General features: G+C 61.4%; 22 protein-coding genes. All 22 read right to left on the minus strand.

Annotated elements, in window-relative coordinates:
* Positions 1-233: 233 nt before the first annotated feature.
* Positions 234-815, minus strand: a complete 582-nt coding sequence (locus tag JYU29_RS05655; protein ID WP_213983726.1) for a hypothetical protein — start codon at positions 813-815, stop codon at positions 234-236.
* Positions 812-1,276 (minus strand): DNA circularization N-terminal domain-containing protein, encoded by a 465-nt coding sequence (locus tag JYU29_RS05660; protein WP_213983727.1) that lies wholly within the window; start codon positions 1,274-1,276, stop codon positions 812-814. The genes JYU29_RS05655 and JYU29_RS05660 overlap by 4 nt, the downstream gene beginning before the upstream one ends.
* Positions 1,273-3,372, minus strand: a complete 2,100-nt coding sequence (locus JYU29_RS05665; protein ID WP_213983728.1) for a phage tail tape measure protein — start codon at positions 3,370-3,372, stop codon at positions 1,273-1,275. Before JYU29_RS05665 ends, JYU29_RS05660 begins: the two co-directional genes overlap by 4 nt.
* Before the next feature lie 80 nt (positions 3,373-3,452).
* Complete coding sequence (locus JYU29_RS05670) at positions 3,453-3,794, minus strand: phage tail assembly protein (protein ID WP_213983729.1); 342 nt, start codon at positions 3,792-3,794, stop codon at positions 3,453-3,455.
* Positions 3,791-4,165 (minus strand): phage tail tube protein, encoded by a 375-nt coding sequence (locus tag JYU29_RS05675; protein WP_213983730.1) that lies wholly within the window; start codon positions 4,163-4,165, stop codon positions 3,791-3,793. The genes JYU29_RS05670 and JYU29_RS05675 overlap by 4 nt, the downstream gene beginning before the upstream one ends.
* Positions 4,166-4,177: 12 nt before the next feature.
* Complete coding sequence (locus JYU29_RS05680) at positions 4,178-5,683, minus strand: hypothetical protein (RefSeq protein WP_213983731.1); 1,506 nt, start codon at positions 5,681-5,683, stop codon at positions 4,178-4,180.
* Complete coding sequence (locus JYU29_RS05685) at positions 5,684-5,881, minus strand: DUF2635 domain-containing protein (protein WP_213983732.1); 198 nt, start codon at positions 5,879-5,881, stop codon at positions 5,684-5,686.
* 63 nt (positions 5,882-5,944) lie between these two features.
* On the minus strand, positions 5,945-6,256 hold the full coding sequence (locus JYU29_RS05690) for a hypothetical protein (RefSeq protein ID WP_213983733.1): 312 nt from the start codon (positions 6,254-6,256) through the stop codon (positions 5,945-5,947).
* A gap of 67 nt (positions 6,257-6,323) precedes the next feature.
* Positions 6,324-7,049, minus strand: a complete 726-nt coding sequence (locus JYU29_RS05695; RefSeq protein ID WP_213983734.1) for a hypothetical protein — start codon at positions 7,047-7,049, stop codon at positions 6,324-6,326.
* Positions 7,049-7,480 (minus strand): hypothetical protein, encoded by a 432-nt coding sequence (locus JYU29_RS05700; RefSeq protein ID WP_213983735.1) that lies wholly within the window; start codon positions 7,478-7,480, stop codon positions 7,049-7,051. The genes JYU29_RS05695 and JYU29_RS05700 overlap by 1 nt, the downstream gene beginning before the upstream one ends.
* 2 nt (positions 7,481-7,482) lie before the next feature.
* A complete protein-coding gene (locus tag JYU29_RS05705; RefSeq protein WP_213983736.1) occupies positions 7,483-7,788 on the minus strand; it encodes a hypothetical protein in 306 nt (101 codons plus the stop codon).
* A gap of 10 nt (positions 7,789-7,798) precedes the next feature.
* A complete protein-coding gene (locus JYU29_RS05710) occupies positions 7,799-8,830 on the minus strand; it encodes a major capsid protein (protein ID WP_213983737.1) in 1,032 nt (343 codons plus the stop codon).
* Positions 8,831-8,836: 6 nt separating this feature from the next.
* Entirely contained in the window at positions 8,837-9,220 is a 384-nt protein-coding gene (locus JYU29_RS05715) for a head decoration protein (protein WP_213983738.1), read from the minus strand.
* Positions 9,221-9,233: 13 nt separating this feature from the next.
* Positions 9,234-10,271: a head maturation protease, ClpP-related gene (locus tag JYU29_RS05720; RefSeq protein WP_213983739.1), complete on the minus strand. Its 1,038-nt coding sequence runs from the start codon at positions 10,269-10,271 to the stop codon at positions 9,234-9,236.
* A 10-nt stretch (positions 10,272-10,281) separates the two neighbouring features.
* On the minus strand, positions 10,282-10,581 hold the full coding sequence (locus JYU29_RS05725; protein ID WP_213983740.1) for a hypothetical protein: 300 nt from the start codon (positions 10,579-10,581) through the stop codon (positions 10,282-10,284).
* Positions 10,578-12,164, minus strand: a complete 1,587-nt coding sequence (locus JYU29_RS05730) for a phage portal protein (protein WP_347879854.1) — start codon at positions 12,162-12,164, stop codon at positions 10,578-10,580. Before JYU29_RS05730 ends, JYU29_RS05725 begins: the two co-directional genes overlap by 4 nt.
* Before the next feature lie 100 nt (positions 12,165-12,264).
* The gene (locus JYU29_RS05735) at positions 12,265-14,361 is read right to left on the minus strand and encodes a phage terminase large subunit family protein (protein WP_213983742.1); all 2,097 of its coding nucleotides are present in this window, start codon (positions 14,359-14,361) and stop codon (positions 12,265-12,267) included.
* Complete coding sequence (locus JYU29_RS05740) at positions 14,358-14,957, minus strand: hypothetical protein (RefSeq protein ID WP_213983743.1); 600 nt, start codon at positions 14,955-14,957, stop codon at positions 14,358-14,360. Before JYU29_RS05740 ends, JYU29_RS05735 begins: the two co-directional genes overlap by 4 nt.
* Before the next feature lie 256 nt (positions 14,958-15,213).
* The gene (locus JYU29_RS05745; protein ID WP_213983744.1) at positions 15,214-15,750 is read right to left on the minus strand and encodes a hypothetical protein; all 537 of its coding nucleotides are present in this window, start codon (positions 15,748-15,750) and stop codon (positions 15,214-15,216) included.
* Between the two features lie 124 nt (positions 15,751-15,874).
* Positions 15,875-16,804 (minus strand): hypothetical protein, encoded by a 930-nt coding sequence (locus JYU29_RS05750; RefSeq protein ID WP_213983745.1) that lies wholly within the window; start codon positions 16,802-16,804, stop codon positions 15,875-15,877.
* A gap of 292 nt (positions 16,805-17,096) precedes the next feature.
* A complete protein-coding gene (locus JYU29_RS05755) occupies positions 17,097-18,914 on the minus strand; it encodes a DNA primase family protein (protein ID WP_347879855.1) in 1,818 nt (605 codons plus the stop codon).
* On the minus strand, positions 18,911-20,164 hold the full coding sequence (locus JYU29_RS05760) for a DUF7146 domain-containing protein (RefSeq protein WP_213983746.1): 1,254 nt from the start codon (positions 20,162-20,164) through the stop codon (positions 18,911-18,913). Before JYU29_RS05760 ends, JYU29_RS05755 begins: the two co-directional genes overlap by 4 nt.
* Between the last annotated feature and the right edge of the window lie 31 nt (positions 20,165-20,195).

Raw genomic sequence — 20,195 nt, forward strand, 5'->3', positions numbered from 1 at the left:
TCGGCCCGCCTGATCATGCGACCAGTTGATGTCTCCAACGTACCCGGTTAGCCACAAATCACCGTTGATGGTGACCGTGCATGCTGCATCCTCTTCGCTTGGCAACCCTTGTCCGTTCCAAGCGACTTCGAAGCTCGCTTCGCGGACAGCTTGCTGGGCAGATGCAGTTAAACGACAAGACGTATGCGGCAGGGGTTTCCCAGCCACACTCAAGACGATGACATCCAGCATGATCAGCTCGACACGGCTTCCAGAACAACGGGCATGATCAAAGGCGTCCGGCTCCGGTTGCGCTCAACCAGATCGGCACCCCGCTGCGGATCGCCATAAAGGTCATAGGCGATCAGCGAGGAAGGCAGAGACAGGTTGGTTTCCACCCGGACAAGCGGCGCCCGCGTCGCGGCGATCGCCGAGATCTGCACCACGGCTTCACCAACAAGGCGGATCAACCAGCTATGCACGACCGGCCCGAAAAGCGTTCCAGCAGCGTCGAGAACATTGTCCGCTTGCGCCGCAAGCTTCTCCCGCGCCGCCTGCGCGTCAGGGCGGGAAGAATACTCCGCCCGCACAGCCGCAAAGCAGGCGATCACCAGCAGGCCAAGCAGCGTCAGTGTTGAAACGTCAGGGACAGCTTCAAGGGCAGTCAAGAGTTCGGCGTTATCAGCCGCGCTTTCGCCGACCAACCTGCAAAGCTGCAAAAACGAAGATGCCGGTGAACTCCGCCCCTGATTGACGTCGACCAACAGGATCTCGGCGGCAGCTAGGTCGTCTGGATCTGTGACGAAGCGGGACACGAGATCGGCGAGCCAGATCATCGAAATGCTCCTGCCAAGGCGCTCACGACGCCGGACAATCCACTGGAGAAAACATCCCGCAACGCAGGAAGACCAGTCACCACGGCAAGGCCGCCACCACCAGCCTCCACGAAGCGCAGGTCATAGCCGATAAACCCGTTCCGATCCTTTGCCCGGTTACGTCGGCAACCGATGCAAAGAGCCATCTGCGCAGGATCCATAGGCAGGGTCAGCAGCCCCGGACCGTAAGCGTTGCATGCCGCCTCAAGCGAAAGGCCTTCTACATCAGCCAGATCGCTCGCCAGATAGGCAGACACTGCAAACTCGATAGCGCTGCGCCCCATATCTTCGACGACAGGAGTGTCGCCGCCCGAAATCTCGTGAACGGCAACGCGTCTGCCTTTTTGGGGGCCGTCATCGTCGACCCAGAACCGGACGCCGCGAAACGAAGCGCGGCGAAAGGCTCGGTTCCAGTTCCTCACGGGCTTCCTCCAGGTGTTCCGACGTCCGGCATGGAGACACCAAGATTTCTACTTGGTGGGCTCACAGATCCCTGTCGGCTCGTGGTTGTCCCGCCGTTTGGCAGCGGGATCTTCACATTGGCACTGAAGCTCGACGCAGCCGCCGCGCCAAAGCTGGCGCCTGCATCCTGTCCAAACTGGGCGCCAAGGCCTGCAAGCATATTGGCAAACGTAGAGCCTGCAGTTTCTGCCTGCTCGTTGATCGACCGCGCGGCGGTTTCAATGCTCTGCTGCGCGCTGGAGCCGCCCCCCTCCATAGCTTGGCGAAGAGCGTCTGGATCGACGCTGGCCGGGTCTTTTTCCGGACCGATACGGAAATGCTCCTTCGCATTGAAGTTTGGCTCAGCTGCCGAACCATACAGGAAATGATCCACGCTTCGGGGAGCCAATGGCTGGCGGCCTGCATTCTCCATCGCGCGAACCAAGGCAGCGTTCACATCAGCCGGCGACGGACCGATGTCGGGGTTCACGCGCGAATAGCGGGCGATCGCTGACGGTACCGATTGGCGACCACGCGCATATTCTGCATACTGCGCAGCCATGTCTTGCAAAGCAGATGGCCGCACGAATGGCTTGGGAGCCTCAGATCCTGGCAGCATTTGAGACGGTCCGCCGGTTGAAAGCGACACCGGGTCCTGCCGACGCGAAGGCAGTTCCGGACTGGTCGCCATAGCTGAATTGTTCGGCTTCTGCAGGGCGCTTAACCGAGCATAGGGGTTGGCAAGGTCGCCACGACCGAAGGCGCCCATGTCCTTGCGAAAATCAGCCTGGAGTTCGCGGGCATACTTACCGAGCAAACGGTCGCCGTGGATCTTCTGCCACTTGTCGGCATAGGCGCTGAGAGCCGCGTCTTCCGTTCCTCCGCGCTTCTTTTCGCGATCGATGCCCGCGCTGAAAGCGGTTTCATCATCGATCGACGCCGAGATTGCATCCATTGCAGGAACTGCGACGGTCGCAACACCACCGCCGACAGCCTTGATCAGCTTATCCCAGGATGTGCCCATTCGATCGATGCGGGCTTGAGTGCCATCGAGAATGCGATCCAGATCGCCCTTCACGGAGCCGGTGGCATGGCCAAGCTTCTCCATGTAGACGGCAAGATCGCCAGTGCCATTCAACAGCGCGCGCATACCGGTGATCATCTGAGCGTCGCCGAACAGTTGCGGCAGCTTGGAGAGATCGCCCTTGATGGCTTTGTCGCTGAGATCGACGAACACGTCGACGAGGTCTTTGCCCTCTTTGCGCGCTTTGGCCATTTCCTTGCGCAGGTCGATGCCGAACTTGGAAAAGCGTTTTGCTGTTTCCTCCGTCTCCATCTTCTGCAGCACGTTCGAGTATGCCGTTGCAGCCTCTTCGGCTGATCCGGTACCAGCGCGAACGACCTGCAGCGAAGCGGCGATTTTACGGACGGCAGCTTCACCCCTGTAGCCGAGAGCTGCAAAGGCGGGGGTCAGCGTTGGCAGATAGTTCGCCATATCCCGCAGCTCGAACTTGCCGAGCTTGCCCGCCTCCACGAGAATGTCGAAGGCATTCTGCATCTTGTCGCCAGCGATGTCGAAGTTGGCGCCAACCGCATCGGCAGTGGTCGCGATCGACACGATGTCAGCGCCGGCCGCTTGAGCCGTCGCCGCAACGGACGGCAGAAAAGACAGAGCACTTTCTAGGTCCCGTCCTGAAGCGACCAGGCTGTCCAGACCCGACGTGATTTCATCCTGGCCCATGGCATAGTCGCTGGCTGCCTTGTCGATAACGCCGAAGGCCTGTTTGGTCTTGTCGGCGGTTGCGCCAGCCGTGATGCCGATCCTGTCGATCTGTCGCTCCACACTGGCGAAACGGCGCAAGGAACCGGCCGCGCCCGCTGCGAGTGCTGCGGGGCCAAGGAACCGCGCCGAAGCCAGCATCATGCCGTCTGCCGAACGGGCAAAGGCAGCCTGTGCCTTGTTCACGCGCCCAACATGACGCTCGACAGAGGACAGGCGCTTTTCAACAGAGCCGAATGCCTTGGCAGTCCGATCAACGGCGGAAAGCCTGAGCCGAGCCTCGACTTCACGCGCCATGGTCTCTCCTTACTGTCGCTTCGGTTTGTCGCGATGCCATTGCACCGCCTGATCAAACCACCAGGTGATTTCAGAAAACGTCAGGCTGTCGACATCGCTTGGTCGCCAGCAGAGTCGGAAGACGAGCTCGCGCGCTTGTTGAGCCGCGCCCTCGCTTCCGAAAAAAAATCAAGGATGGCATCCTCGACAGCCATCGCGTCATCGAGGTCGAGTTCAGAAAGAGCGCCAGGTGGCAAATCTTGAAGAAGCCGTTCGGAATAGGCCCAAATCGCTTCAGGAAAGATGACGATGACACCGCGCTGCAACTCAGCCACGCGGCCGATCTGACGGTAATCCGAAAGCTTCGGCTCGCGGATCGTCAGTGTGTCAAACACCGCCGAGCCCACCGTATAGCAACGGCTGAGAGGAACGATCTTGCTCATCCACCGCGCCTCTCATAGCCGTCACCTTCGATCATCAGACCCGTGGTTTCGCCATTGGCGCGATTGACGCGAGGATCGCCGCTGATAAAGGCGTTGATGAAGATGTGACTGACGCCAGTGAGATCCTCTGTCAGATAGATGTCCTGACGGTCTGCCCGCAGCAAAGCGTTGTGATCGGTGCCATCGTCCTCGAGGGTGATCTCGGCCGTGCGCGGCCGCGGCGTCGAAATACGTGAGACACTGCCATTCTGGTTGGTCACGCTTTCCGAAGAAACCCCCGACGTGCCGAGCGTAAACGCGCCGCGCATAGTCATGTTGCGGCCGTCCTGCAGGCGGAGACGCATCTCTCCGCCGAAATCCCGTCCTGCCATGATCCTGTCTCCTTAGACCGCCGTGCGGTACTGGCTGTAGAGCGTCGCATTGGCTGCGATCACGTCGAGCGGGTTGATGCGATCGAGCGGCGCGTACACGTCGACCCGGTTCGGATTGCCGACCGAGCGGCGAACATCCAGTTGCTGGACGAACTCGGACGCATTCTCCAGCACACCGGCCATTTGGCGATATGCGGCGACGAACGTGTTCGCGATGTCCTTCACCGTCGAGATCGCGGCCAGGTTGCCGGGATTGTCATTGGCAATGGCCTTCTGGCCATGTTCGCTTTGCAGGCGAGCGCGGAAGAAGCGAAGCGCATAAACCAGCTGCCCGATCGCCTGCAGGTCACGGAACGTCGTGTCGACGTTGCCGGCGCCATCGGTTCGCTGCGTGGTGACGAGCTTGTCGATCGTCACACGGCCATCGGCGCGCACAGTCCAGGTGGACAGGCCAGAACCGAGGAAGGCATCGCGTGTGGCATAATCGTTCAGCCACTTCGTGCGATCGCGCGGCGCTGAAACCCCTTCGACAACAAGGCCGGTCTGGTTGCGCGAGACGTTGCCCGTCTCGCCATCCGACAGCCACGAAACGACGCGGCCAACGAGCGCTGCGGCGAAAACCCAAGGCAGGGTGCCGTGTCCGGCGTTGGCAAGGCGAGGCAGCAGCGTCACATGGCGGCTGTCATAGCCGAGCGCAAAGGTTGTCAGCGCTGCCGTGGTGCCGTCCAGCGTCGTGAACACATGACCATAGGACTGCCGGTTCCATGCCCAGCGTCCAGACACATCAGAGGTGACAGCCAGATAGCGGTTCATGTTGCCAGCATCCGCGAAGGGCGACACGATCCAGTCGAACGGATCGTCACCAAGCGCGGCAAGCCCGGCCGAGAGGTCCGGCGAACCGGAACCGGCCGTCGTCGTGGCAAAGGTCAGCACACCAGTGAAGGCGTTGCCGCCTGAAACAACAGGGATCGACAGGTCGACCGTGTTGAAGATCACGCCGGCATGCCGCGCCGTGAGCGTCACTACCGCCGCAGCGGCCACGGCCGTGAAGGGCAGGGCGGACTTGGTCAGCGCATTCTGGTACGCGTTGATGGCCGCAGCGATCGCGGTCGCAACAGCCGTGGCGGTGTCGCCGGCATTGATCGTGAGAGGGATCTGCTCGTCGCCGATTGCGAGAAGGCCTGAGCCGCCGGCTGCTGGCACATTCGCCACGGTGATCGTGCGGACTTCGGCAACACCTGTTGCAGGAACCGGAAGAAGCCAGATGTCCTGCGCCGGCGAGTTGCGGCGCGCGACGATCATCATTTCGGCGAGCATCGAGCCCTTGCCGACCTGCGTGATCGCCTCGTTCTCGTTGTTGCATCGCACCGGCACGTTGTCGGTCGCGGGCGATCCGGTATTCTTGTGACCGATCAGCAGCAGCCGCGATCCATTCTCGAACTGGCCACCGGAATTGACTTCAAAGGCGAAGATAGGCGCCTTGATGTTACCCGGAATGGAGTTGAAGCCGATAGCCATTTACTTGTTCCTTTCCGGCTTGGGTTCTTCGGTCTTGGTGGCGGGCACCTCGACAAGGTCGCCATCCGCGATCAGGCGCGCCCAATAGGGCAGCGTTTCACTGACAGGGATGCCGTCGCCCTCGTCGGGCACATACTGGTTGGGCTGGCCAGGAATGGGGACAAGCTGTCCCCGCTTCGCGCGATAGCGCTTGCTCATGGGATATCTCCGCGGGGACAAAAAGACCCTCCGGAAAGGAGGGTCCAGGCTCGTGGGAAGGGCTTAAGCAGTCGAGCGGTGTGGCTCGATGCGGACATACGCATCAGCAGCGAAGCGCCAGGCCGAACCGGGCTGGTTGGCGATCGTATAATCGACGGCATGAGCATCGGCATGACTGCGTGTCAGCGCTTCAACATCAGCCAAGGCCAACGGTGCCGCTTCCGCCACGATGAACACACCATCAAAGGGCGGATGCATGGACTGGTAAGCCGTCGCGATTTCGTAAGACGGGGCTGCCGGCGCGGCGAACGTCATTGCCATGACCGCTAAGCAACAAGCGAGCGGCAGGCCAAACAGCATGCGGGTATAGCGCATGGTCATCTCCTTCATGGTTACAGATGCCGCGTTAACCCGCACGGCTCGGGATCATCAGGATCGGGCGCTAAACAGCGCCGATAGGTCCATCGGCGGGACCAGAGGGCAGATCACCGGATGTGGAAAAGCGGATCCCCTCGAGCGGTGTCCGCGTCGTCGCCGCGAACGCGGATTGAAGCTGGATCAGCTTGCCCTTGGCATAGGAGCCTTCGGGCAGTCTGTTGAACAACGACAGCATCGGTTCCGGCATGCCGTCTTCATCGGTGAACTTGTCGTCTTTGATCCGGCACGTCAGCCGCATCGTGTTGCGCATCCAGCGTATGTCGAACTGCGGCAGCGTGAAGGTCTCGATGCGCAGATCTTCGACCGAGCCGGCAATCTCGCGAAATATCGACCCGGCCGGCGCATAAACCAGCTGCTTGCGCACCTGCGCACAAAGCGCTCCAAGCACCAGCCGAGCCTGTGGATCATCCTCCACGAGAGGCAGCACCTGCAGGATGCCGTCCTCGTCGGTCGACGAAGTGGCAAGCTCGACGTTTATAACCAGAACGGCTGTCGGAAAACCGATGCTTGATGTTGCCCCATCGCCCCGCCGTTCGATCCGGACATCCTCGGTGTAGAGCGACAGACAGGCGGTATAGGGCTCCCCGTCTGCCAGCTCCTCCGCAAGGATTGCAGCGCTGTCGTAAACGCGATGCTCGGCCAGCGTCGGCCAGTTCGCCCCGCTCACCTTGCAGGCGGTTGGGCAAAGAGCTTCGATGGCCGCAAGGCGCATGGCTTCGGCAGCAAGCATCAGGAACGCGCCTTGTTGAGCCAGAGAACGAGGCGATCCGTGCCATCCCGATCGGGAGAGGCAGCGATCACGTAGCGTTGGCCGGGTTGCTCGATATGGTCACCCTGTCGCGGCTGCCACGGCCAGACCGGCAGGATGGTTCCATCCTCCAGACTGACCGGCGCAGCCGTTAAGGCTGTCAAACAAAGCCGGGCGACGTTGCGGGCGCCCCCAGACCGCGACGATGCGTTCCGATTGTTGCCGATCTCGTTCAGCTCGGGATCGGCTTCGATCGAGCCTTTAAACTCGAAGGCCTTCCGACCCGGATCCTCGCTGGCAACCGCATTGACTTCTCGATCAGGCTTCGCCATCGGAATAAGGACGAAGTCATGCGTGTCGAAGTACCTCGCCACGGCCAGATCCGCCGCGGCGAGGGCGCTGTCCCAGGACATGATCAGCCTTCGAGCGCAGCATGCGCCTCTTCGGCGTCCCGCAGCTTAGCTTCCGCGTCGGCCTTTGCATCATCCGTTGAAGCTATCTTCAGCGCCTTCTCAGCGGCTGTCACGGCCTTGCGGGCAGCTGCAACCTCGTCGGAGACCTTCGGGCTGCCCTTGGCCTTTTCGATTAAGGTGACACCGTCCTTGTCCGCCGCCTTGGCAACAGCATCGGGAAGGTCGCCCTGCCAGCCGGCCGGGATGATCCGGTCGGAACCCAGCTCCTTGTCATGGTAGCGCCAGCTACGCTTGAAAGTGCGGTTCATCGATCCCTCCTTAGGACATCGTGAGTTTGACGATGGTCTTCGGGCGCGTGTTCACGGGCAAGACGTTCGACTCGGAGTGAATGTCCTTGCCCTTGCCGTGCGGAAGCTCTTCCGTCGAGATGTGGATCTTGTCCGTCGGTCGCTTGTTGGCGCCGTCGAGCGTGTCCGGCGGAGCGTTGTACCGCTTGCCGTAGGGCGTACCGAGAGGAACGGCGATCGCCTCATTATCTTCCACCGCCTTGCGTACCAGAAAGGTGCCGTCGGGCTGACGATAGTTGAACTCCTCGTCGACGCGCTCGATGATCCAGTTGCCGTCCCGGAACACGTCCTCGATCTCGTCGCGGGCAGGATTAGGGTTAGGGCCGGGATAGAACTTCAGGTTGTCCCGCCAGTACTGGTGGCCGACATAGTTTTCGAACCACGTCTTGCCAGCGAAAACACGGACGCCGGTCGTGCCTGCACCGCGGAGTTCCTTGCGAATTTCCGCTTTGGCGACGCGAGCTCGTGCGGCGAGATCGGTATCGGCAGTGCCAAGCGCGAAATCGACTTCGATCTGTTCGAGGTCGAACTGACCATAGATATCGAAAAGCAACTTGCCTTCAGCATCGAGCACCAAGCCGTTTAGCGCGCCCCAGTCCAGGTGATGATGCGTTGCATCATGCTTGCTGCGCATAACCGACAGCTTGTCGTTGTAAACGCTGCCCACCGTGACAAGCGCGTTTTCTTCGCCCCATGCCATCACGTTCTGGATGTCGGATGGTCCGATCGCATCATCGAGTGGGAAATGCGGAATTTCGAAGATGGTCGACTGAACCTTCCCGCCCATGTTCTTGTTGGCGGGACCGCCGCGTTCGCGCGCCGGAATGATGGTCACTTCGTCATCACGAATGCCGATCTTGACGTAGGTCGTAGCGATGGGCGTATCGGTGAAGATGCCGAGCTGCGCCGGACGGCCGGTGCGGTACGGCGCCACGTTGATCGTCTCGGTGAGACGATCGTCGGCAAACTCCGGCGCATTGAGGAGATTGAGAAGGGTCGACATTGAGGATCAAACTCCGTTGCGGGCGGTGATGAGCTTGGTTTCAAGCTGGGCGAGGGCGGCGGCCTTCTGGGTGGCAGAAATACCGGCAGGCCAGACAAGCGCTTGAAGGACGACTTCTGCGACGCCGCGAGCCAGGGTGACGATGCGAACATCCTTGGACGTTGCGTCGGCATGCTGCAGGCTGATGTCGGTCGCGATCTGGGAACCGTCACTGGCCCCAGGCGCGAGCGGCTTCTTCTTGCCGCCGACGGTGACGGTGCCGAGCACGGTGCCGGCGATCACGATGCCCGACCCTGACGCAAGAGTGGCTTCGTCCCGCGAAGCGCGGTTGCGAGCCTCGGTTTTCACCACATCGGTATCAGTCTTGTAGGAGTGGGTTTTCACAGCCATTGATGCGATCTCCTCACTTTACGCCGTGACGGCGCTTCATGTCGGCGACGATGTCGACGCGCATGGTCGCCCCAGGCTTTGTGCCGCGGCCACCCAGACCTTCGCCGTTCAAACGACGCTCCTGATGCATCTCTGCATCGGTCTTGGGGGCTGCATCGGCCGTCGGTGCATCGGCCAAAGTGGCCTTCACGTCTTCGATCGACATGGTCAAGGTGGCGAGTCGCTCGGCAAGCTTTTCGCGACCTTTGGTTTCTTCAAGGGCCATGATCTCGGCGCGGCGTTCACGATCAGCTTTTACCGCATCGTCTGCCGTCTTCATCTGAGCCTTGAGTGTTGCATTCTCGGCGGCCAGTTGGTCCGCACGTTCCTTGTCCGTCATAGCGATCTCCTGCTTTGGACGCTTGGCAGCGGATTTAGCCGCCTCTTCATCAGCGTCTGGCAGACGCCAATTCTTCTTCGCAGCCAGCTTCTGCAGCTGCTGCGGTGCATGCTGGTAAAGACGGTAATCGAAGGCAGAGACGGGCTTCGCCTTGGCTCCTTCGGCCTCGTCGGCAAAGCCTTGCTCGACCGCTTCATCGGCGGTGAGCCAGAGCTCTTCCTTCATCTTCTCGCGGATCTCACCCGGGTCGCCGCCGGAGCGTTCCGCATAGATGCTGGCGCCCTGATCAGCGAGTTTGTTGAGCGCAACGCGCTGCTTCTCGTGATCCTCGGCCGTCCCGATGGTAATCCCGCTGGGATCGTGGATCATCATGAGTGAGCCAGGACGCATGACGATATGGTCACCGCCCATCGCCAGGACCGATGCAGCAGATGCAGCGATCGCATCGATCTCGACGCGCACTTTGCCTTTATGGGCAGATAGCGCATTGTAGATGGCGATGCCGTCATAGGCATTGCCGCCGCCCGAATTGACGTGAACGGTGATGTCCTGTTCCCGGCCGTGTAAGGCCAGGGCCGCCAGAACCTCGGAGGCCGTGAAGCCTTCATCCCAATAAGCATCACCAACGTAGCCGTAGAGCCAGAGCTCTCCGTCTCGATAAATTTCAGCCATGTTGTGGACCTCAGTAGGGGCGCATGCGCCCGGAAATGGCGAAGCGCTTCCGCCGAGGTGGCGGAGCGCCGATTGCGACCTGGCAGGCCGCCTGTGCTTCCTCGATCATCTTGTCGAGGTCAGCGACGCTGCTGCCGGAAGAAAACTTCATCCGGCGGCGGGTCAGCGGAGACTGGATCTCGATTTCCGAAACCCCGCCGCCGGTCGCAAGCTTGATGCGGTAACCCTGAAGCGCTTGTGCAAGGGCACAAGGATCGTTGATGTTGACCGGTTTGCCGTCGATCATCTGGATGTGAGGATCAGCGCTCATGCATCGTTCCTCGCAGGATCACGTCGTCCATCCGCCGCAGCACCATTCGGCCCGGCTCCGTCGCCTCCAGTGGAACGGCCATGAGGAGCGGCCATGCCGATTCCATCAAGCTTCTCGATCTCGCGACCAGCCTGCTCCAACTCTTCTTCCCAATCCTGACCCTTGGCGGCGTAGATCCGCTGCAGGTTGGTGGCGCCCGTTTCGAGCTTCACCTTGTCCGCCAACGCGTCCTTGTACGGGTCGGCCGTCGGTTGTTCCGGTCCACGCCACTCCGCCCAGAAGATGCGCTGTTTGTTTGCGAGAAAAGCCTGATATCCACCCCGCAGAGGGATCCGCCCTTCAGCAATGCTTTCCTCGAGCCATGGCTCGTAGACGGATTGACAGAATGGAGCAGCGACCCTTTCGCGTCGCCGAAGAGCGATCGGCCAGATCGACGAAACACCCATGCGACTACTGGTGTAGGTCGCGTCAGACCAATCCAACGTGAAGCTCTCAGCTGTAATGCCGAGGCACCGCGCCTGTTCTCGGTACAGGTTCTGCGAAAAGGGCAGATACTGACTGCCTGCCGTTTCAGTCGTCGTGAACTCAAGTTTCTCCCCAGGACCAAGGTGAGCGACCCGAGCCGCATCCGCCAGGTTCACGCCACCTGCCTTCAAAGCGTCGAAACGCTGGCTCCAGACTTCCACAAGGTCGGCCTGTACGTTGGCGACAAGCTCGACCCACTCGTTTCGCTCAATTCCCGTAGGCGGCTCGGTATCCTCCAGCATCTGGATCGCCTTGAACGCGTCCTCACTCGCCTCCGGGCTGGTGATGGTCGCCGCGAAAATCGCCTGCATCAAAGCCGTGGTCAGGGTGGCATCTGCCAACTGGTCGGCTTGAGCCGCAACCTTCAGCGCTGGCGTCATTGGGCTGATCCCACGAGGACTACCAGGGTTCAGGCCTCGATCCATGACATGGATCACATCACGCGCCATGATGTCGACATCGACATCCAAACCACCGCCACCTTCACGCCGCTTGAAGCGGTAATGCGTGGGCCGTTCGAGGTTGTCGAGGAAGATGCCTTGCTCCAGACCCTCGAACTCGCGCGTCACACGCGGCAGCCGGTGTGGTGCAACCAGCTTTACCTTTGTCCCGCTAACGATCCCATGCGCACTTCGCTGACGTGGATCGAGATAATCGAGCACGCCGAAAGCCTCGCCAAACCCGAGGTAGTGGCGCATGACGCCGTCGGTCATTTCAGCAATGGTCGAGACGCCGGCCAAGTCGCATTCACGCGGGTTCCAAGCCCAGCGTCTCCATTCGCTCTCGATGATGCGCGCTAAGGCAGTTTGCTCAGCCGCGGTGTAACCGAGGGCGGAAAGGTCCGGGCGCGCGTTGAGCTTCAGCTCGGTGCCGACCGTATCAGTGATGATTTGGTCGGCTGCACCAGCCATCCATCCGCTATTGTGCATGAAGTCGACCGCAAGAGCCGAGGCCCTTTCGGCGGCCTCCCAGACATCGAGTTTCGCATCGCGTGTGACAGCGCGTCGTGCAGCAAGAACGCCTGCACGATCGCCACGCAGGTAGCGCCACTGCGGCACAGACCTCGCAACCGCGTTCGATCCGCTCTGGACAGGAGATAAGCTTCTCCCAGCCGGAACACGGACACGGGGCTTCGAGGCCTGCATGCAACGATCCTTCTCAGTAAGCGGTCCAACGCTTACGTTTGCGTTCTATTTTCGGTGCATCGGCCGGACGGGCAGGCTTCTCGAACGGGCTTGCTTCAGCAGCGCTGAAGAGGTCGGTTTCCTCCTCCTTGCCATGGACTTCGACCAGAAGGTCGGCCCACTTCTCGGCAGAAAGCCGCCATTTGTGCTGCAGATGCCAAGCCAGTGCGAAAGCATAGACCGTGGCGTCGAACCAGTCGTTCGCCCGCCCCAGGATGCGCTTCCATTCACGCCCTGCCTTCGGGTTGATCAGGTTGCGAGCCCGCCGGCTGATGGTCGCCCGCGCTTCCTCATCCGGATCGACCAGCCGCTCGGCTGTGATCTCCTTGGCGAAATCCTCGTCACAGAGATTAGCCGGAAGATGCAACGTGTTGCGCGGGTAGAAACCCGAAGCATCCGCGCCCTGCACGAGGTTGGCCAAACCTGCGACGACTTCCGTCTTCACGTCATACAGGCCAACCGGATACAGCAGGACCTTCGCGACCCGTCGCTTATTGCGGTCGCGGATCTCTTTCCGGACAGGCGATCCCAGCCAAGGCAATCCCACTGGATGCCGACCATCGAGGGCAAAACAGTTCGGGCGCGTCGCGCAAAACTGATAAACCCGGTCCGTTGCGAAGCCGGAATCAACCCCGGAAAGGTCGATGCCTTTTTCTTTGCCGCCGCCCGTCCGGTACGTCTTGCCGAGCGCGTCGGCCAGTTCGATCCATGGATCGTCCACCTGGTCGGGCGCACCGGCGAAGACCTGTTTGTCGATCAGCCATCGCTGCCCGCGAGGCCCAATGGCGTAGACCAGCCACTTGATGCCATAGCTCTGAACGTCGGCTGCCGACACCACGATTGCGGCGCCCGACGGTACGATGCCGCTTGGATAAGGTTGCTTGCGTGCCGCCTCCACGAGCTTTTCCCATTCGACCGCAACGCCACCGGGATCATAGGGCAGCGCCAGATCCTGCTGGAAGAACACCCGCAGCTTGGTCGTATCGCCCTGCGCCTCGTCCCAGCGCTTCCAGATGTCTGCGAAGCGTTCTCGCGGAGCATAGGCCGCCCATAGATGGTAGCTCGGCTGCCAGTCTTTGCAGCGCCCCTCGCAAGGTGCGCAGCGCCAGATCGGCAAGTCCGCCGCATCGATGATGTCGGGTACCGGCGACGATCCTGCAACAACGCGCGTCGCGATCCAGACGCCGCGACCCAGCATCTCCTGCTTGTGGCCATCTAGGATCTTCCCGTCGCACGATCGGCAGCGATAATGCGTCCCCTCTGTCTCGGACGGGCCGCGCATCTGGTCGAAGTCGAGCGCTTGGAACCGGTTGCAATGCGGGCAGGGCACATAGAAGAGCCGCTGATCACCGGCCTCATAGTCCGCTGTAATGGCGCATTCGCCGGAAATGCCGGGCGTGGAGCCCTGCCATTCCTTGGCGAAGTCACCATACATCTTCTGTCGGGCGCGCGCCTGATCGCGAGGACTGCCGCGTCCGTCGACATCCTTCGGGTAGCCGGTCACCTCATCCATGGCGAGATACTTGATCGACACCATCTGCAGGCCCTTGGAAGAGCCTGCATTGACGATCTGACAAAAGCCGCCGGCATAACGCTTGAACGCCGTCGTCGAGCCCTGCTCGTCACGGCTGTTTACCGGCAGCACCTTGTGAGCGATGCGCGGGCTTGCCTCAATGGTTGGGTGCAACTTCACCCGGTTGAACTTGGTTGCTTCCTCCAGGGTCGGCAGCACGATCATCATCGACCCAGGCGCCTGGTCGACAATGAAGCCGAACCAGTTCTCGATTGCCGTCGACTTGCCCAACTGAGCCGCCCACCGAGCGGAAACACGGCGAGCCGCATGATCGGGATGCAAGCAGTCCTGCGGTTCCCGGAGATAGGGAACCCGGTCTGTGCGGAAGTCGCCAGGCCAGGGTGAGCCGGACTCTGCCGAGACTTTTCGGTGACGATCGGACCATTCCGAGATCGTCAGGACATCGATAGGCCGCGTCGCCGCTTCCAGCGCCGTGAACAGAACCTCATCACCGTAAGCCAGCTCCGGAAAGTTGTCCCGGCAGGCATCTAGGCTCATTGCAAGGCTTCCGCTGCAGCCGGATCATCGCCGGCAGCGCGCGCACGATTGCGGCGATCCAGCATGTCCCGCATCTCCCGATTAAACGCCTCGATGCCGGCGCGAGCAAAACCCTTCAAGGCGAGCCGAGCGATCCGCTCGTCCCATCCGTATTTCACGGACAGCCCAGCCGCCTCACTCTCAACTGCACGATCGAATGCGCTCTGCATCAATGCGATCGCGTCACGACCGCCCTGGTCGACTTCACTGGTCGGCGTCAGCTCACCGCGCCGCTTCGCGAGATCCATCTCGCGCATTTCGGCGTCGGCCAGCATCTTGCGCGCTGCGCCATCGGACTGCGTGCCAACGAAGCGTCGGGTTGGTGCCGCGATCGTGCCACGCTGCACCGCGCTAGGCGTCGAGCGGATACGAATGTTCTCGCCGCGATGCGCAGCGAGCGCGCCGTACTCCACCAGGTTCGATTTGCCTTCGCGGCGCGTTTCGAGCGCCTCTCCATGCTGCGCAATGTAGCGGGAGAGGGTGGACCGATCGACTGAATCTCCCGCACCGGACAGCCGGGCAGCCGCTTCCGTGATCGAAATCCATTCCTCGTTCATGTTTCCTGATCCGTGCATCGACACGTGCGCGAACGCGTGTTGCGTGTACCGCTTGCAAGCCGACCTACTGGCGAAATCCCGCGGTCGGCCCGACCCGTGGGAGACGGATTTGGGCCGAAACGGTCCCTGAATGGGGGGGGGGGTGGGGTGAGGGATGGTTCTGGGGTGCCGCACCGCGCATGGCGGGAAACTCGCTGCCTCGAAAAATCGAGCAGGACAGCAGGTTAGACCCGATAACTTTTCTACTCGTGAGACCTCAACCAGCGCGCCCGAGCAGGTATTCGGCCTGTTGAAGGATGGTCTTGGCGAACTCGCCTGCCGCGATTTCGGCGAGGATGTCCTCGTAGTCCGCTGGCTTGCGGTTGATGGCATTGGCCGGGTTCGGTCCAAACAGCATCATGGTCGGTGTTCGATCCTTGCCCTTGCGGAGGAGAACCAGACCGGCTGCTCGTTTTGAACTTTGTTTCGCTATGAACGCATGTTCGTATCGCGAGCGGCCTCGCACATAGACGCCATAGCCACGCTGCTGCGCGCCCATCTCATGCAAAGGGATCTGCGTCGACTTAACGTCGAGAATGTTATCCGTGCCGGTGAGTTGCGACTTCATCCGCTCCTTCACCAGCTTCTGCGCGATCTTGAGCGTTCGGCTGGCGAAGCGGGCATAATCCCGTTCAACAACGGAGCGGGCACGGCCCGCAGCACGGCGGAAGGCGATCTTCTGAAGATCGGCCGGCATGCGCTGGTAGATCTTGGCGACACGGTCGAAATCCGATGCGTCGAACAGGACATCCATCGGTGAAGCCTCAGTCAGCAACGAAAAACCCCGGTCGTTTCCGCCGGGGTCTCGATCACGCAATTCAACGTCCGCAACATTGTCAAGTTTCTGCCGCAGGTCAAGCAGGGCTTCACAGCGCCGATCAAAGATTTTTCGGTTCGAACGTCATGATGATCGGCCCTGACCCTTCTACGTCCTGCCACGGCGTCATGCGTTCATCGAAGTCGGCCAAGCGATGTTCCACCAACTTCGCGCGCATTACCGTGCCGAGGTGACGCAAGGCGGCGATCCAAAGCTGCCAGTCCAAGCGCGCGAGGATGTCACCAGCCGCGTTTCCGGTCAGTTCGAACTTGCGATAAGCACCGCGCACCGGGCGCCCGCTCTTAGGATTGTAACCATCGACCTCGATCTCGAACGGCTGGTGGAAGTTGTCCAGCATCGTGCGCTTGACGAACCATGCCGGCTTTCCGCCGCGCTCTACAACTCGGGCTTCGAGCGGCACGCTGCTCCAGTCCGGGCGCTTGCCGAGGATCGACGTTCCCATCACCAGCGCCACGAGGCTGCGACCTGTTTCGGTTTCCGACCGGGCCTGAAAGCGAGCGGCCTGGTTGTCGACTTCCGCTTCTGCCAGACCGAGCGTGTTCGGCCAGTCCGAAAGCGGCTGCCAATCGGTCGGCAGGCGAACGGAGCAACGCCCCAAATCCGACACCGCGCCGCCCAGCGTCAACGCATCCGGGTGAGCATCGCCCTGATCGAACCACATGCCGCGCGGCTCATAGCTGCTGCCGACGCTCGTCTGGGGCTTCATGCCCAGAACAGCAAAACTGGCCATCATGTCCGAACCGGATGACATCGCTCCCCAAGCGCTTTCCCGGCTTTCCAGACCATCAACCCCGCCGCCTTTCGGCAGTTCGTTGACGAAAGCCCAGACCAGCATCTCTTCAATCGTCATCGTTTTCATCATAATCGACCAACCGTCCCTGATTTCGGGTCTATCGACCCAGACTAGATTTTTCCGACCCAAAAGAGAGTTTGCTATCTCGTTGGAAACTAAGAACAAGATGAAGAACAAGGGACGCTAGGGACGCTAGGGACGGAAAGCCGGACGTACACATAGAAAACGAGTTGGCTTTGCTTGTCATGACCCCAGACCCATTTCTGATGCGCGCGCATGCGGAACTGGAAAATAGCGTCCCTAGCGTCCCTACCGTCCTAAGCCATTGAAGCCCCACACCCTTTCAAAGGGTCGCAAGCGAACGGATGGGCTGGTAGCGTCCCTAGCGCCCCAAAAAGTGACACCCGCCACGAGTCGCAGGGGTTCAAATTCAGGAAAGCGCGCACGGCCTGCAAAAAGGGGAGAGGGTTCATTCGGGATATCCGTATTGCTCAGGCGAGGCCTGTGGCGGTCCGCCGGCCTGGAACTCGGGCTTGACCATGATGCCGCGGTAGAAGGTCGTGCCTGACTTGGCCTTCCAGAACTGCTTGCTGTCACCCTCGGGCGATTGCCAAGTCATGCGGCAGTAGTCCGGCAAGCGTCTCGTGAAGGTGTTTTGCTTGAACTCTGCAGCGCCTTCGCGTGAGGCGAAATGCGAATACCCATTGAACAGCTGACCCGGCGTTGATTGGTCTTCTTCCCGGCCGGTGACGATGCACGCAGCGCGGATGAAGGCGCCGATCGGGTCGCTTTCCTCGCGATAATCGCGGGTTGCCGCGACCACCTTTTCAGGCGGATTGAGCCCGTAGTTGAGGTAATCGAGCGCACCCTCGACCATCCATGCCAGAACGCCAGAAGCTTCCTCGCGCAACTTCGTCGGCAGCGCTCGATCGACCTCGCTGAGCGGGATCTGAATGTCCCAGGGCACAAGATAAACACGCCGCCAGATGCCATCTGACGTGTCGTCGATGCGCGGCTTGTGGTTGCCGGACAGCATGATCTTGAACTGCGGCATCACCTCGATGAAGTCCTGGTGAAGCCGCCGCACAGGGATCTTCTCGCCACCGGTCAGCGTCTTGATCAAAGCATCCTTCAGCTTCACGCCCATTTCAGGTTCGGAAGCAGCGACGAGCCGCGCGCCAGGCAATCGGGCCAGATCGGGCGTGGCTTCATTGCCGCCGCGCTTGGTTTCGCCCGCAAAGCTGTCGATCGAGAGAGTGACCGCATAATCGCCGACGATCTCACAAAGCAGATCCACGAAGGTCGATTTGCCGTTGCGGCCTGCGCCGTAGAAGAACACGAGGCATTGCTCGACAGTTGTCCCGAGCAGGCAATAGCCAGCGAAGCGCTGCAGAAAGAGCCGGATGTCCGGATCCGGTTGAACGCGCTTTAGGAAGGCGTCGAACGTCGTGCGCGATGGCGATGCGCCAGGCGCCCACATCGTCGGTGCCAGCTTGGAAATCAGATCGGATGGGCGGTGCCCGTGAAGCACCGGCACCCAAGTGAAGGACAGATCCTCAGGATCGTCCTCGGTGCTTTCCCGACGCTCGAAGCGCAAGGTGCCGCTGCCGATGTTGACGGCATAGAGATCCTTGTTCAGATCGCCCACCATCAAAGCGACATGGGGCGCGGCTTCGATCATCATGTTGTTGATCTTCGACGTGCCGGCGCTGGACTTGGCGTGACGGTGACGCAGCGATCGGCGTCCATCGGCAGCCTTTACGGCATCGCTGCCGGCATCGATGATGTCGTCGAGTTCCAGATACCGAGCCGAGCGGTCGCTGTCCCAATCCTTCTGCGGACGGCCCATCTTGCGTTTCTCGGCGAGCGCGTTGCGGCCAGCCTCGATCGCCGCCTGTTCCTGATCGGATGCGTTCAGCAGATTGCTTTCACTGCCGATCATCTCGGCCGTTTTCTGCGCCAGCGGACGAACAACCGAACCGTCCTCGTCTTCCTTCCAGCGCCGACCGTCATAGCCATGCCAGCCGATGCGCGCGACATGGCGCACGCGGTTGCCGAAGCGATGAAGAAACCGGCGGCCATTGCCGATGTCGGTTTCAGGCTCAAACATGCAGGCTTCCAGCACATCCGCAGGCGGGCGCTCCTCATCAAGGGACGCGGGCGGTGCCGGGTCTCCCAAAGGGGAAGAGGGTGCGTGACCGTCTGCAGCTTCGGCTTGGCGGCGCGCTTCTTCCAGCACCGCGGCGACCTCGTTGGGAACGCCGCTCTTGTCTTTCTTCTTGCTCACGAAAGGGCAGGCTCCGTCTGGGCGTGGGCGGTCGCCATCATCTCGGCGAAGTCGCGGCCGGGTTTCGGCCAAGCGATCGCCGTCAGCAGGCCGGGGCGGCGCAGGCGCGCTTTGGCGCGCGCCATGGCAGAAGCGGTCATCACCGGCTCCGAGTCTCCATCCGCCAGCAGCATCAGCTCGGTGACATGAGCGGGCAGGAGAAAGGCGTCGTCATCTGCCTGGTCGGGCTTGGGCGCGGGTCCCGCCACCATCACCGGCTTGACCCGGCCGAGCTTGTCCGTGCGCGTCAGCGTGGGGTGGCAGAACTGGGAAGCGGGATCGGCCGAGCCGGCAAGGTTGCCGAGATCGCCGGCCGCGAAATAGAATGTGTCGGTGCGGATGCCTTCGGCCAGCGCGGCCGCGAGCGTGTTCTCGATGCCTTCGCCGCCAAGCCAGCGCTCGGCCGAACGTGAGCCGGACAACGGGATGAAGCCGCCCTTCTTGGTGCCGCGCATCTTCTTGGTCGGCAGCACTTCACCCGTCTCGGGGTCATGCAGGATGGGCCGCAGCTTCGTGCCGGCATCGACATCGATCCATGTAATGTGACAGCCAAGCACGGTGTTGTCGGCCGCGAGGAAGGCGGCGACCATGGCAGGCCCCGTCCAGATCGCGCGCGGATGGCCAAGCTCATCCTCGCCATGGAAGTAGGGCAGATTGGGATGGATGCGCAGCCAGTCAGCCTGGGGCACGCCAGCACCGCGGCCGCGCAGGTAGGTGCCGACCATCCCACCGGCCGGCAGAGATCGAAGCGACATGCCAGCCTTCAGGATCGACAGCGCCGTTGCGCGCTCGCGCTCGCGAAAGGCGTTCTGCGCGGTCGCGCGCCTGGCTGCCTCGGCTTCATTGCGCCGCTTCTGGTCTGACAGGCGGGCTTCACGGGCAGAGCGCTCTTCCGCCGTTTCGCTTCGACCTTCGTCGGGAATTGGCAGGCCGCTCACGGCTGAGCAGGCATCCAGGAAGGCGCTGCGCTGATCAAGGCCAAGCACATGCGCAGCCATGCCGATCGCATCCTGGCCGCCGATCCCGCCGGCGCGGCAGTTCCACTTGTTCTTTGCCGTGTTGAAGGCGAACGTGTCCGTGCCGCCACAATGCGGGCAGGGACCAGGATGCTCCTGCCGCTTGCCGGAAAACTTCAGCCCCAGCCGCGGCGCCGCTTCAGCGATAGTTACCGCGCGGGCTTCTTCCACGAAGAGATCAAGCGCCGAGGTCATTGTAGAACCAGACGCGCTGCGGCTACTGTTC

Origin of the sequence: Tianweitania aestuarii (assembly GCF_018457165.1) — a bacterium.
GTDB lineage: Bacteria > Pseudomonadota > Alphaproteobacteria > Rhizobiales > Rhizobiaceae > Tianweitania > Tianweitania aestuarii.